Raw genomic sequence first — 13980 nt, 5'->3', positions numbered from 1 at the left:
TGCATCAGACCTCGATCAGTCAAGCCCCTCGCCAAATCTCGGCATCGGTACGCCTGTTTTCAACATCGCCAGTCGCAAATGCTGGTCTGCTCGCACTATAAAGAATCTCTTCGGTCTGGATGAATTTCATCTTCGACTGCGCCACCTCCAACGGGGTCTTGCCTGTTGCATCCTTCATGCGGAAATCCGCGCCGTGTCCGACCAGTAAACGCACGATGTTCGGGTATCCCTTCTCGGCAGCCAGATGCAAAGGAGTCGTGCCATTCAGGGTGAAGTTGACGCTTTCATCCTTTTCCAACAGGCATTGAAGCGTAGCCTGGTCTCCTTTTGCGATCGCTGCCATCATGGTTTGACGCATATCGGCGATCTCTGAAGCAAGTGCCGTCTGGTCTGTAGGCAACAATTTGGCCACGCGGTTCAGCAGCGTAAGCGCAACCAGGATGCCTAGCGATACCAGCAACGCCGTCTGGCTGATACCCAACGCTGCAGCCAGCCCTTCGGGAAGATTCGCGCCGATAGCCAGAATGGAGATCGTCAACAACAGCAGTATCTGCAGATATCGGAACATAGCCACGACAATCAGGGCAGTCAGTGCGGCCAGCAATGCTTTTCTGTCAACCACATTCCCCAGCAAAGAATCCGGCAGGTTGGCAAGGAAACTCATTACTGAAGCCGCCAGCAATATCAGCACTTCACTTGATTTGAACTGTACTTTCACAATGACCTCCCTCTATCGATGATCAATTGCCTGCATATTCCGCACTATAGTCAGTTGAAATGGCCTATTCCGCGAGGCTGCTCGGTCGTCCGGGATGGCTTGGGGAGGCGCACTGGAACCTGCTGTTCCATCATATTGACGCTCCATGAAGCAACATCGCTGGAGCAATCAGAAAGGATTTGGCGGCCCCGCTATCAAAGGTTTTTTGCCTTAGACCGGAAACTTTGCGTCGCTGCTTTTCAACAGGTTTGCCTTTATCAATACCGACATGCCAGAAGCATTGCAAATCGGGCGGCCACATTTACATAAAATCCCGGTTATTGCAAGAAGGCCCCTTCGTACAGGCTCGGTTTTTCCAGCACGTTGGACTATATTCAGGAAAAAACATGCCTGAAGAGCCGCCCAGGAAAACTTGAGAACCCCTTCATGCAGAAATTCATTCATGCGATCGAAACAGTTTGCTCCGCAAATAAAAAGAGGCGGCTCTCACCGCCTCCATGTAACCCCGTTTTCATAGTTCACATATCAGGAAAAACTAACCACGCTGGCGATGCTGGCAATAGCCGTAGCCGCTGCTGCTAGCCAGCCCAAAACCGTCCTGAACGTTGTATCTTCCCGTTTGGTATTGTTGCTGTCTTGATAGGTCATTTTGAATCTCCTTTATATCTTCGTCAGTAATTTGACGCTACGAATTGCCCTGAAAGACCAGGACGACTCTCAGACTGGAGACTCCGGAATTAATTCTACCGTTCATCATTTTTTGCGTTGCCGTTGGTCCGGCTTGTTCGAGATGCCATCATTAACGGCATTGTATTTTTACCCGTTAACGCCGAGAATGTCCTTGAATCCTGGCCCAACGATATTGCCTGCCTGAGGTTTTGATCGAGATCATAATTTAATAAGGAGATCATTATGGACAATATAGAAGAGTCTGGCGCACAGCCTACTGTGCTAGTACGTCCCACCATATTGGTGGTAGATGATGCAGTCGAGAATCTGATGATCATGGAGTCGATTTTGGCGAAGGAATATTCGCTGAAAATGTTTAATCAGGCCAAAGATGCTCTCGATTACGCATATACCAATCCTCCCGACCTGGTTTTGCTCGATGTCATGATGCCCGATATTGACGGGTTCGAAGCATGTCGCCGACTCAAAGCGAAACCGGAGCTTGCGGATGTCCCTGTTATTTTCATCACCTCGAAGAATGAGGACGAATATGAAGAGATGGGGTTTTCGGTCGGCGCCTCGGATTTCATTCACAAACCCATTAACGCCCCGATAGTGATTGCGCGCGTTAAAACGCATCTGAAAATCAAGTTCGTGATGGATTACCTGAGGAAAGAAAATGCCCGCTTGCAAGGCAGCGCAAAACAGTCATCTTCCGAACTGGTTGAAATCATGAAGATGCTATGGGGCAGCCCGTTCATTAAATTCTGACAGGATGTCAGGCGGAGCAGGCCAGTGAAGTTGCAATCCCGAATAATGAAGTGTCTTTACAGCTCAACTGGCCTGATAGTGTCGACGACTGGAGGTTCATAAGGTAGCAAAGGTCTGATCCGGACATTTCATTTCCACCGTCGCGCGACACAGGCAAGCCGGATCTTTCGACATATTGTCTATGCATAATTTGCCGGGCACGCGCAAACTCCGGGGACATATTGCGAACCGCAATGAATATTCCGATGATTTGAGCATATTGAACAAGTTTCATATATCCAAAGATCCGGCTTGGCCGAACCCTGCATGTGAGGTTATTAAAACTGACTTGAGCAATCAAACACGGTTTTTTGATATCAAGGTGACCCTTATGCCAAAAAAATATTGCCTCGCAATCCTTCTCATGATTGCTGCAGGAACTTCCGTTGCAGAAGCTGCCCCGAAAGATAAACCGACAAGTGCGATTGAAAATGGCGGGACAAACCAGGCCTCCGCTCCTGCCACTAATACATTATCAGACCAGCCGATGTTCAAGTTCGGCGGATTCGGGACATTAGGCCTTTCTCATTCCAGCCTCAACCTGGGAGACTATATTCTGGATAGCACCATGCCCAAAGGGACGGGGCGCAGCAGCGAGTGGTCGTCCAGCAATAACAGCAAAATCGCTGCGCATCTGAATGCCAGCTTTACGCCCAGTGTATCGGCTGTTCTTCAGGTCATATCGGAATATCACGCCGATGGCACTTACCGGCCGGAAGTGGAATGGCTGAACGTAAAATACTCTTTCAACCCGAACACCTACGTGCGCGCCGGACGAATAGCCTTGCCGACTTTCATGAATTCCGAAAATCGCGACGTGGGCTACAGCTATACCTGGGTATATCCACCAGTTGATCTTTATCATCAGCAATCCATACCGAGCAGCGATGGCATTGATGCCATGTACCGCTTTGAGATCGGGGAAGCGAGCAATTCCATCAAGGCAATCTTCGGGAGAAATACGTTAGAAAGACCGACCAGCATCACCACTTCGAAGGATATGTGGGGCATATTCGACAATCTTGAATATGACGAGGCAACGTTTCATCTCGGCTATCAGGAGCGCCTGTCATCCACCCAGTCGGCAACAGCCCTCCCCGGGGTGTGGAACAAGAACAAGGATTTATCGGTTGGCGCAAGTTACGATCCGGGCAACTGGTTCGCCATGTCGGAGTGGATGCAGCGCCGCTCGACATACAAGGTCGGTGCAATGTATGTCAGCGCCGGTTATCGCATCAACAAATTCACGCCGTATTTGATACACAGCCAGAATAGCCGCGGCTCCTTTTTGCAGTCATCCCCTCCGCCAACCGCGACATTGTTGTTATTGTCAGATAGATCGCAGAGCACGAACAGTCTGGGAACACGCTGGGATTTCATGAGAAACTACGACCTCAAGGTGCAGTATGATCGTATAACGCTCAGCGACAGCTCGAACGGCTACCTTATAAACGTGCCGGCAAACATAACCCTCTACGGAACGACATTTCATGTAATTTCTGCAGTCGTCGACTTTGTGTTCTAGTGCCGAAAAGAACGTGAGATCACCAATCATGATCCGCAACAGCTTGATGTCTGCCCTGCTTCTTGCAATATCCACATTTGCCGCGAGCGCATATGCCGACGTGGTTGTCATCGTGTCATCCAGAAGCCATATCAAGAACCTGACCGCCGAACAGACCACCAAGATTTTCCTTGGCAAGATCGGCACCTTTCCGAATGGCCAGACTGCCATTCCCATCGACCAGCCTGAAGGCAGCGCAATCCGGGATGAGTTCTACACCAAGGTCGTCCACAAGAGCCCGGCCCAACTCACAGCCTACTGGGCAAAGATCATTTTCACGGGCGATGGCCACCCACCCAAACGATTGGCTGGCAATGCCACCGTCAGAAAAGCCATAGCAGGCAATCCCAACGCCATCGGCTATATCGACAGGAGCGCTGTGAATCGCAGCGTCAGGATCGTTCTCAAACCTTAAGGCGCCCACCGTGAAATTGAGCAAATTCAGCAACTATCCATTGAAACTCAAATTGCTGCTGGTGCCAGCGGTTGCCACATTCAGTTTTGTCGCCTACCTGATCTACTCTTCGCTGGTTCTGTCTGGTGGGAATGCGCTGCTCAAAGAGATACGCGACGCTCAGTTCCCGACGCTCTATGCCGCGGGGGAAAACCTGAAAAGTTTCGACGGCGTGGTGGAATCGCTAAATGCGGCAGCCGCAACCGGTGAAGTGGATTATCTGGAGGGCGCCAAGGCCAAGTCGTCTGAAATTTTGAACCGATATGACTCGATGGAACGGATGGATCCGACCCATACGAACGAAATCGAAAAGTTGAAATCGGACTTCAATACCTTCTATATCCTGGCTTTCAATGTGGCCCAGAGAATGATGGCCAAAAAGAACCCACCCAGTCAGCAGGAAATAAACGAGTTGCGCGAATTGCGCAATGCTTATTCGTTATCCGCCGTGTCCTACAGGGATGCCGCGGAAAAAGAATTCCAGGAAACCATACACAAGGCGATCCGAAGATCAGATAGGGCACAGGGTTCAGGCGCCATCATCGGTTCTGTCATGCTTTTCGTCATTGCGATACTGACTTTACTGGTCAACCGCGGCATCGTAGTACTGGAAAGGGTAGTGGAGAACCGCAACAAGATGCTGTTATTGGTCAACAGCGAACTCGAGCAGGAGATTCAAAAACTGAAATCGGCCGAGGAGGCAAGAAGCCATGCCGAAGCAGCCAGCCATATCAAGGATGAATTTCTCGCCAACATGAGTCATGAGCTGCGCACACCGATGAATGCGGTCATAGGATTGAGCCATCTTTGTTTGCAAACCGAATTGTCCGATAAGCAGCAAGACTATCTGCAGAAGATCCATAGTTCGGCCAAATCTCTTCTGGGGATCCTGAACGATATTCTGGATGTTTCAAAGATCGAGGCTGGCAAGATGGAGCTGGATCGCATCGCCTTCGAGCTGGATGAGGTATTGGGCAACCTTTCCACTATCTTGTGGGCCAAATCTCATGAAAAGAATCTCGAGCTCCTTCTGGAGACCGCACCGGACGTTCCTTCCGTGCTGGTCGGCGATCCGCTCCGGTTAGGTCAAGTACTGATCAATCTGGCGGGAAACGCGGTGAAGTTCACCGCAAAGGGCGAGGTTGTAGTCAGTATCGACCTTGAAAAGGAAGAAGGTGACCAGGTCGTTCTGCGATTTGCGGTAAAAGACACGGGGATAGGAATGTCGCAGAGCGAGATCGACAAACTTTTCCGCCCGTTCACACAAGCCGATACCAGCATCACACGCAAATTCGGCGGAACCGGACTGGGCCTGACCATCAGCAAGCGCCTGATCGAAATGATGGGAGGAAAGATCTGGGTTGAAAGCACTCCAGGTTCAGGCTCGAAATTCATCTTCACCGCCAATTTCCTCAAGGCAAAAGGTCGTGAAAATGCTCCGCGAACCGAGTTCGCCGGGTTTGACGGCATGCGTGTTCTCGCGGTTGATGACAGCGAGAACAGCCTGAGCATATTGAAAAACTATCTCGAATCGTTCTCATTCGATGTCAGCGTTGCCAGCAATGGACGGAGTGCATTAAGCACAGTGCGCAAGGCGAATAAGGATGGCAAGCCATTCAGCCTGGCCATCCTCGACTGGAAGATGCCGGAAATGGACGGGCTGGAATTAGCCAGGGAATTGCACGCGATGACCGAAGCGGAGAACAAGCCGAAAATATTGCTGATTGCCGGCTATGGTCAGAATGGCACCCCGGCGCTCAGGAATAACAAAGTGGTGGATGGCGTGCTGGAAAAGCCATTCAATCAGAATAAATTGTTCGATGCGATCTCCAGGATTTCCGGCCCGGATCAATCGGCGACCGGAAAGTTCAGGATTACCGGCGCGCAATTCAATCCGCTACTCGTTTCCCAGGTTCGCGGAGCACATTTACTGCTTGTGGAGGACAACGAAATCAACCAGCAAGTCGCGCAGGAATTGCTTGAGGGATTCGGAATCAAGGTTGCGGTTGCCGAGAATGGGGAGGAAGCGATTGCACGCCTGAACGAAGAACAGTTCGACGGAGTGTTGATGGACATGCAGATGCCGGTGATGGATGGGATATCCGCCACCCGCGAAATCCGCAAGAACCCGAAGTTTGCCACTCTGCCGATCATCGCCCTGACCGCCAACGTATATGTCAGCGAGCAAAATGCTTTTCTGGCAGCAGGAATGAACGACCATATCGGCAAGCCTCTCGATCCGGACCGGCTGGTGGCCACGCTTGCCAAATGGCTGCGCCCTGCCCGGAAAGCTGAAACTGTCCAACCTCCACCCGTAGCCGCAATTTCTGCGCCAGAAGCCTTACCTGATTTGCCTGGTGTCAAAGTGGCTACTAGCGTACGTCGCATAGGAGGAAACGTTGCCCTGTATTATTCATTGCTCGACAAGTTCAGAGTCAATCAACTGAGTACTGCCGACCAGATCCGGGCAGCACTGGCGGCTGGCGATGCTAAAACTGCTGAAAGACTGGCACACACTCTCAAGGGAATAGCCGGCACTCTTGGCGCAGAATCACTGCAACAGCAGGCTGAACTATTGGAAAACAACATCAAGAATGGATCACTCGGCGATATTGAATCTTTGCTGGCTCAGGCCAACCAGCAGATCAGGAATCTGATTGCCTCCATAGACCTGGCTATCGAGGCTCGCACAAGTTGAGTTCCGCCCTATAGTCGCATCTGGAATTTCCGCACAGCAGAAATATCGGGTGGAAAGTCCCGCGGCTGCGGTTCATCCCTGCCAAACTCCAAAACCTGCGGAGCGCAAATCGATCCCCAGTTCGACCTCCTTGTTGCACGCTTCATCATAGGACATCGGGTTATAGGCTTCATAAAGGTCTGGCAACAGGCGCAGCCCGAACTCCCTGGCATAGCGATTGGCTTGGATGCCTGCCTTATGTTTGTCGAAACGCACATCGGGGTCCAGTCCTGTCATGCCGACGTAGACACAAGGCTTGCCCATGATGTAACCGGGATTGCATCTTTTGAACTTGCCCTCGTAAAGAACGTCCTTCGACAGCTCGATCACATATACGTGGTAGTGATTGCGGCGTCCCATGATGATGAATTATGCCAGCCTCGAAAGCATCTGATGCATGTCGGGCGGACCTGACTTCACTGATGTGTAATTCATTGGTGCTACCGTTATGCCCATAAGCGATACCTAACGGATGCTGGAGTTACCGTGATTGACTCGTACACGCAATTCCTTGCCCGCCCTGAAATGCGGCACATATTTGGCAGGCACCTTGACCACCTTGCCTGTTTTGGGATTATGTCCATTGCGCGGCGGACGATGCAGGGTCGCAAAGGTTCCGAATCCGCGTATTTCGACTCTTGCCTTGTTTTCCAGAACGCTGGATATCTTATCCAGGATGAGGCGGACACTCATCTCGATGTCGTTTGAGGTGAGCTCGGGATGACGGGAAGCAAGCTGTTGTATCAGTTCTGATCGCGTCATGATGGAAATGCCTCGACCGATATATTCCCTATGCCACTGTGATGCAGTTTTCCAGATCGACAGCTGCGATAATCAATCGACGAATCTTGTTGTCTGCAAGAAAATTTCCGGGTATCCACTGCCATATAAACCTCGTTAATAAAACTCCTCAGGTTATACGCAAAGAATCCGCGCAAGCAGAATGCCGATCGATAAAGAGAAATGGATCAGATTACCTGGCAGCCCCGCTGGCACTCGACCTGATGTCGAATAGGAACATGTCCTTTAGCCCGGAAACTTTGCGTCCCCGCCTTTCGACGGGTTTGCCCTTGCAGGCGTTGATGTGTAAATCAACGATTGCGCCTGGATTCTATGGTTATCGGGCGGGAACTGTCAAACCCGCCATTCGATCCGCCAATAATGTCAATATCTTGCGAGTGTGGCTTTCAGGCCATATTCAGCTGCCTGTCCGTGGCTGGTCCTGAAATGCTTCGATGCATTTCCACCCCCAGAATGCCGGCAGCAGAAAAATGATCGCCAGACTGAATGGATTGAAAGCGAGCACAATCAATCCAATCGACAAGGTCGCCGCAAACAGGAAGACTGCAATCGCCTTTGAACGCGCCAGTTTCAGCAAATATGCACTGCCGATCAGGATAGATAACAATGGCAGGATGGCAAGCCAGATGAAATTCAACCGCGCCTGGTTTTCTGCCGAGAAAACAAAATGGAGCTGGTCGATGACTGCTTCTGCGACAGTCAGATTTGACGGTATGGCCGCAAACAGAAGAATGAGCCAAATGGCAACAACCAGCGATGCGCTCAGCAGCGACAGATAGCCGGCTATCTGTGCTGGGGATCCGGGCAAAAATCTCATGTGACTCTCTCTTTCAGTAGTTCAATTCCGCATCAGGCATCCGAACAGGATAGCGCTCGTGCATATCGCTCTCCCGCTGAACTGCCGATGGCTCAACGCGACACCGGCTGATGATAAAGCAGCTCCAGTTGTCTGTGGACATCCGGATAGCATTTTTTCAGAATGGCCGGTGCCGCAAAGAAATATTCGCTCACAACCGCAAAGAATTCAGCCGGGCTGGTGGCAGCATAAGGGTCGATGCAGGCAGGATCGCCTGCCGCCACTTGCCGGCAAAGGACTGCATAAGCTGCCCCCAGGTCCTCGGCCCATCTTTTCCTGCTCATGCCGCTACGCAATGGTGGCATGCCATTCACAGCTCCATTGAGGCCATCCAGCTTATGCGCGAACTCATGCAGCACGACATTCCGCCCCGTCTGGCAATCATGGGTATCCCGCTCCACGTCGTCCCAGGACAGGATCACCGGTCCGCGCAACCATGATTCGCCGGACAACACGCTTGCTTCGCTATGCACCACGCCCACGGCATCCACCTGTTCATGATGAACCCGGAACGCACCGGGATAAAGAATGACCTCAACCCAATTGTCGAAATGATCGACATCCAGATTCAGGATCAGCAGGCAGGCCTGGGCAGCCACAGTTACACGCATGGGCAATGTCACATCCAGGCCTTGCACCCCATTGATCTGTTTGCTATGCAAGAACCATGTCGCCAGTTCGCGCAGGTGTGCCATTTGCACTGCATCCAGCTCGTGCAACACTACAGCATGGCGGGTAACACTGTGCCAGATATGCTGAGGGATCGGATTCCGCCGCAGAATTCGACGCATGTTCCAGCGCCGCAAGGTGTTGCCTAATGATTTCAATTGGAAGATGTCTGGAGTTATTGGAATTTCATGAACAACTTGCTCTTGTCCGCTTCCGTGCCAGGTGACCGGCCATGCATCATGCCACCGTGGATTTGTCCAGGAAGAACTCGCCCAGCGATTTCCCGCTGCGGTAGTCGATGGCGAGCCGTTTCGGCACGAAGGCCTCCGGCCTGACGATAGGAAAATCTTCCAGTGGCGGAGCTCCTTCGACATCGCTGACGCGGCAGATCTTTGTCATCACCGGTCGAAACCCGATTGACAATTTCGGGGCTGCCAAAGTAAAGTTTCCCGAATGCGCGTTTCCGCCGAAACGAACTGCTTTTCTGATCAGGCAACTGAAGTAAAGCTCCATCTCGACACACAACGGTTCGGCAAGCGATCGCATCTGCTTATCCGCAGCCGCACTCCATTCCACCAGCACTTTCTTGCCCGATATCTCAATGGTATTTTGCATGCCCGATCCTCGTTGCAGTCGTATACGATATGCCGGAATGTACCTGATTGCCTGCTTCTTGCGCTTCAGACCTTGCGCAACAAGTCTACCCGTATCGGTGTCCTGAAGCTCGCTCCATCAGTTTTCATGTGATGCATGAATTTCTGCCTTACCTGTTGGTAGAGCTCCGGTGCCAATCGGTGCTGTGTGTGGGTCACCTTCAATATCTGCTCTTCGAACTGTTCAAAGTTTTCAAAATGGACAGGCGTATCGAAGAAGGTCTCACTCGCCAGCTCGAAGCTGCCAGCAGCAACTGCACGCTCAACAGCGGCGAAAGCGGCTGCCCGCACGGCCTGCTCGTCATGAAAGAGTCTGAGGATCTCATTGAATTCCCCGGCAAAGACCGGCTCGGAAATGTACGCCATCCCGCCCGGTTTCAGCACTCGATGTATCTCGGCCATCGCCGTATCCATCAGCGCCAGCGGTACATGATGCAGCGACTTGAACATCAACACGATATCGAAGGAGCGATCGCCGACCGGGATCGCCTGCGCTCCGCCAAGTTGAAAACTCACATTGGAAGGAGTTTTGCGCTGCAGGTTCTTTGCGTGCTGGATCTCGTCGACTTCCAGCGCAACGATCCTGTTTGCCTTTCCGCGTTCTGCGATGGCAAAGGTCTTTTCGGCCTTGCCGCAGCCGAGCTCGAGGATGTCCGCATCTTCGAGAGGCAGCAGACGCTCGTAAATATCCCGTTCATCGCAAACCCGGTCATAGCCTGGTTCGGATATCTTCATTGCAGTTGCAAGAGGCATATTTTCAAATTCCATAAATAACTCATATCTTGGTCAGCTTGCCCAATTTTCTGAACAGGGTCCGTTCGCCTATCCCCAGCCGCTCTGCCAATTCCCTGCGGCCCAGCCCTGAATTCCGAACCTGCCATTCCAGATAACTCTTTTCCATCTCCTCCAGCGTCATGACCTGGCTGAAGCTCTGACCAGAGTGCAATGAATCCTGCTTCTCTTCGCAAGGATCGGGAAAATGTTCGGGCAGCAGGACATCGCCGTCTGCCAGCAGCGTCGCACGCTCGATCAGGTTGCGCAATTCGCGGATGTTCCCGGGAAAATCGTATTTGGACAGGCACAGCAGCGTGGCGGGATGGATAGACATCGCATGATCGGTACTGATGCGCTTCAGCAAGGCCTCCATCAGCAACGGCAAGTCCTCCATCCGTTCGCTCAGGGACGGCAGCAGGATCGGGAAAGTGCTGATGCGGTAATACAGATCGCGGCGGAAACTTCCCTCGGCGATCATTTTCTTGAGGTCGCGATGGGTAGCCGCAACCAGGCGAAAATCCGAGCGCAAAGGCTCGACGCCCCCCACCCGGCGATAGGTGCCGGTTTCCAGCAGCCGCAATAGTTTCACCTGCAAACCCAGCGGGATATCGCCCACCTCGTCGAGGAACAGCGTACCGCCACTGGCGGCTTCGACCAGTCCCTGCTTGCGCTGGTTCGCGCCACTGAATGCACCCTTCTCATAGCCGAACAGTTCGCTCTCGAACAGGTTCTCGGGCAGGCTGGAACAATCGACCGCGACGAATGGCCCCGTCGCACGCTTGCTGGCGTCGTGCACCGCGTGGGCCACCAGCTCCTTGCCCGTGCCGGACTCGCCCAGCAGCAACACGTCCGCTTGCGACGGCGCCACTCTCGTCACCTGTTCCAGCATCCGGTTGAACGCTGCGGAACGTCCTACCAACTCCCCTTCGGGCAAAGCGCTGCCGGCACGCACGGTATGGATCATCTCGACGAAATACTCGATCTCTCCTTCCGCGTTGCGTATCGGCGTCAACTCCACGTCCACATGCTCGTCCCCGCGCACCGTGTGGTGGATGTGCAACACCCGATGCGGTTGTCCGCTCTGCAGGCTGGACTTGAGCGGACAGGACTCGCCCTCCTCGTCGCAGGGACGCTTATAGCGGTGGGACACTTCATAGCAATGCCGTCCGGCGATGGGCAAATCGCCCACATGGTAATAACTGAGATAGGCGCGATTGGCGCCTATGATGTTGTAGCTCCGATCGAGCACGATGCGTGGTTCCGCCAGCGTATCGAGATAGGACATCAGCTCGGAAATAGAACTATGGCTCATGAATCATTACCTTAACAAATATGTCAGTTATTTATTCATTCTAGCAGAATGAGCTGCCATTTTTGACATGCCCGCAATTATCGCTGCCCACCAGAATCCATATTCAAACGAATTAAAACCATTCATTAACAAGGCATTAAAAACATGTGCCGGTCGATGGCACAGATACTGCATTAGGGTCAGCGGGGAAACTAACCTTTGAGCGCAGATGAAACTTTTTCACGAGCAACCGCTTGCCAGAAAGATCGCCATCGTGACCGCAATCAAGCTCGCCGGATTGCTGGCCATCTGGTGGATCTTCTTCAGCGGCGGCGAAAGCACGCTGACACCGGAACAGGTCAGCAGCGCGGTTCTGCGAACCCAGACTCACAACACTACGACACCATGAGGAGGATGCATGATTAGCACTGAACTGGTCGACCTTTCGAGGTTGCAATTTGCGGTCACCGCGCTGTATCACTTCCTGTTCGTTCCTCTCACCCTGGGTATGACCTTCCTGCTGGTCATCATGGAAGGCTCATACCTGGTGACCGGACAACAGATCTACAAAGACATGACCCGATTCTGGGGCAAACTGTTCGGGATCAACTTTGCGCTCGGTGTGACCACCGGGTTGACCATGGAGTTCCAGTTCGGCACCAACTGGGCCTACTATTCGCATTATGTCGGTGACATCTTCGGAGCACCGCTGGCGATCGAGGGGCTCATGGCGTTCTTCCTCGAATCCACCTTCATCGGCCTGTTCTTCTTCGGCTGGGACCGCCTGACCAAGGGCCAGCATTTCATGGTCACCATACTCACCGCGATCGGTTCCAACCTGTCGGCACTGTGGATCCTGATCGCCAACGGCTGGATGCAGGACCCGGTGGGCGCCGAGTTCTCCTACACCACCATGCGCATGGAGCTCACCGACTTCTGGCAGGTGATCTTCAACCCCACCGCACAGGCCAAGTTCGTGCATACCGTCTCCGCCGGCTATGTCACCGCTTCGCTGTTCGTGCTCGGCATCTCATCCTGGTACCTGCTCAAGGGACGCGATATCGAATTCGCACGCCGCTCGTTCCGCATCGCCGCCGCCTTCGGCTTCGCCTCCGCGCTGTCGGTGATCGTGCTCGGCGACGAATCCGGCTACACCATCTCCGAATCGCAACAGACAAAACTGGCGGCCATGGAAGCGATGTGGCATACCGAACCGGCACCGGCCGCGTTCAACGTGTTCGCCATCCCCAACGAGAAGGAACAGCGCAACGACTTTGAAGTACAGATCCCCTATGTGATGGGCATCATCGGCACGCGCAGCTTCAGCAAGGAGATCCCGGGCATCGCCGAGATCAAGGAGAAGAACCGCAAACGCATCGAGTCCGGCCTGCTCGCAGTGAACGCGATGGAAGAACTGCGCAAGAACAAGAACGATGTCGCAGCGAAACAGGTGTTCGAAGACCACAAGAAGGATCTGGGGTTCGGCCTGCTGCTGAAGAAATACACCGAGGACGTCACCAAGGCGACACCGGAAATGATCCAGCAGGCTGTCGACAGCACGGTGCCGCGCGTCGCACCGCTGTTCTGGTCTTTCCGCGTGATGGTCGCGCTGGGCTTTGCCTTCGCCCTGCTGCTCGGCCTGTCGCTGTACCACACGGTGCGCGGCACCTTCCTCAAGCAGCGCTGGCTGCTGCGCTGGGCGATGCTGTTCATCCCGATGCCGTGGATCGCCGCCGAACTGGGCTGGTTCGTGGCTGAATACGGTCGCCAGCCGTGGACCATCTACGGCGTGCTGCCTACCCATCTGTCGGCTTCCAGCCTGTCGGTAGGCAGCCTGTACGGATCGCTCACCGGCTTCGTCGTGTTCTACACCGGACTGCTCGTCATCGAGATGTACCTGATGGTGAAGTTCGCGCGCAAGGGACCGGGCAGCCTGGGTACCGGACGCTACCACTCCGAACAAACCGCAACCGCCACTATCTGA

15 protein-coding genes and 2 riboswitches are annotated in these 13980 nt (G+C 53.2%); of the genes, 6 read left to right on the top strand and 9 right to left on the bottom strand.

Going from position 1 to position 13980, the window contains the following annotated elements; translation table 11 throughout:
• Positions 1-19: 19 nt before the first annotated feature.
• Both SLIT_RS15115 and SLIT_RS16260 read right to left on the bottom strand, forming a co-directional pair.
• Positions 20-718, bottom strand: a complete 699-nt coding sequence (locus SLIT_RS15115) for an ankyrin repeat domain-containing protein (RefSeq protein ID WP_013029301.1) — start codon at positions 716-718, stop codon at positions 20-22.
• Positions 719-896: 178 nt separating this feature from the next.
• A riboswitch (cyclic di-GMP riboswitch) is annotated at positions 897-981 on the bottom strand.
• 262 nt (positions 982-1243) lie between these two features.
• Positions 1244-1366 (bottom strand): hypothetical protein, encoded by a 123-nt coding sequence (locus tag SLIT_RS16260; RefSeq protein ID WP_013029300.1) that lies wholly within the window; start codon positions 1364-1366, stop codon positions 1244-1246.
• Positions 1367-1630: 264 nt separating this feature from the next.
• Between SLIT_RS16260 and SLIT_RS05795 the strand changes: the two genes are divergently transcribed.
• From SLIT_RS05795 to SLIT_RS05780, 4 genes are all read left to right on the top strand, one after another.
• Positions 1631-2158, top strand: a complete 528-nt coding sequence (locus tag SLIT_RS05795; protein WP_013029299.1) for a response regulator — start codon at positions 1631-1633, stop codon at positions 2156-2158.
• A 181-nt stretch (positions 2159-2339) separates the two neighbouring features.
• A complete protein-coding gene (locus SLIT_RS05790; protein ID WP_041420789.1) occupies positions 2340-3722 on the top strand; it encodes a hypothetical protein in 1383 nt (460 codons plus the stop codon).
• Positions 3723-3735: 13 nt separating this feature from the next.
• Positions 3736-4176 carry a type 2 periplasmic-binding domain-containing protein gene (locus tag SLIT_RS05785; RefSeq protein ID WP_223293830.1) on the top strand — a complete coding sequence of 147 codons (441 nt, stop codon included), beginning with the start codon at positions 3736-3738 and terminating at the stop codon, positions 4174-4176.
• A 10-nt stretch (positions 4177-4186) separates the two neighbouring features.
• Positions 4187-6913, top strand: a complete 2727-nt coding sequence (locus SLIT_RS05780; protein WP_013029296.1) for a response regulator — start codon at positions 4187-4189, stop codon at positions 6911-6913.
• Between the two features lie 72 nt (positions 6914-6985).
• Here the strand turns inward: SLIT_RS05780 and SLIT_RS05775 are convergent, their stop codons facing one another.
• The 7 genes from SLIT_RS05775 to SLIT_RS05745 form a co-directional block, all read right to left on the bottom strand.
• A complete protein-coding gene (locus tag SLIT_RS05775; RefSeq protein WP_013029295.1) occupies positions 6986-7312 on the bottom strand; it encodes a hypothetical protein in 327 nt (108 codons plus the stop codon).
• 105 nt (positions 7313-7417) lie between these two features.
• A complete protein-coding gene (locus SLIT_RS05770) occupies positions 7418-7714 on the bottom strand; it encodes an integration host factor subunit beta (RefSeq protein ID WP_013029294.1) in 297 nt (98 codons plus the stop codon).
• Positions 7715-7928: 214 nt separating this feature from the next.
• A riboswitch (cyclic di-GMP riboswitch) is annotated at positions 7929-8031 on the bottom strand.
• 119 nt (positions 8032-8150) lie between these two features.
• Positions 8151-8570 carry a hypothetical protein gene (locus tag SLIT_RS05765; protein WP_013029293.1) on the bottom strand — a complete coding sequence of 140 codons (420 nt, stop codon included), beginning with the start codon at positions 8568-8570 and terminating at the stop codon, positions 8151-8153.
• A 92-nt stretch (positions 8571-8662) separates the two neighbouring features.
• Positions 8663-9400: a M90 family metallopeptidase gene (locus SLIT_RS05760; RefSeq protein WP_013029292.1), complete on the bottom strand. Its 738-nt coding sequence runs from the start codon at positions 9398-9400 to the stop codon at positions 8663-8665.
• A 115-nt stretch (positions 9401-9515) separates the two neighbouring features.
• On the bottom strand, positions 9516-9893 hold the full coding sequence (locus tag SLIT_RS05755; protein WP_013029291.1) for a hypothetical protein: 378 nt from the start codon (positions 9891-9893) through the stop codon (positions 9516-9518).
• A gap of 65 nt (positions 9894-9958) precedes the next feature.
• The gene (locus SLIT_RS05750) at positions 9959-10666 is read right to left on the bottom strand and encodes a class I SAM-dependent methyltransferase (protein WP_150102948.1); all 708 of its coding nucleotides are present in this window, start codon (positions 10664-10666) and stop codon (positions 9959-9961) included.
• Positions 10667-10706: 40 nt separating this feature from the next.
• Entirely contained in the window at positions 10707-12017 is a 1311-nt protein-coding gene (locus tag SLIT_RS05745; protein ID WP_013029289.1) for a sigma-54 interaction domain-containing protein, read from the bottom strand.
• 208 nt (positions 12018-12225) lie between these two features.
• On the opposite strand from SLIT_RS05745, the gene cydP reads away from it, so the two are divergent.
• Positions 12226-12405: a cytochrome oxidase putative small subunit CydP gene (gene cydP / locus SLIT_RS05740; protein WP_013029288.1), complete on the top strand. Its 180-nt coding sequence runs from the start codon at positions 12226-12228 to the stop codon at positions 12403-12405.
• Between the two features lie 9 nt (positions 12406-12414).
• The gene (locus SLIT_RS05735; RefSeq protein WP_013029287.1) at positions 12415-13980 is read left to right on the top strand and encodes a cytochrome ubiquinol oxidase subunit I; all 1566 of its coding nucleotides are present in this window, start codon (positions 12415-12417) and stop codon (positions 13978-13980) included.

Source organism: Sideroxydans lithotrophicus ES-1, assembly GCF_000025705.1.
GTDB classification, from domain to species: domain Bacteria; phylum Pseudomonadota; class Gammaproteobacteria; order Burkholderiales; family Gallionellaceae; genus Sideroxyarcus; species Sideroxyarcus lithotrophicus.
The sequence above is the reverse complement of the archived record's forward strand: the minus strand, read 5'-3'. Positions and strand labels throughout refer to the sequence as shown.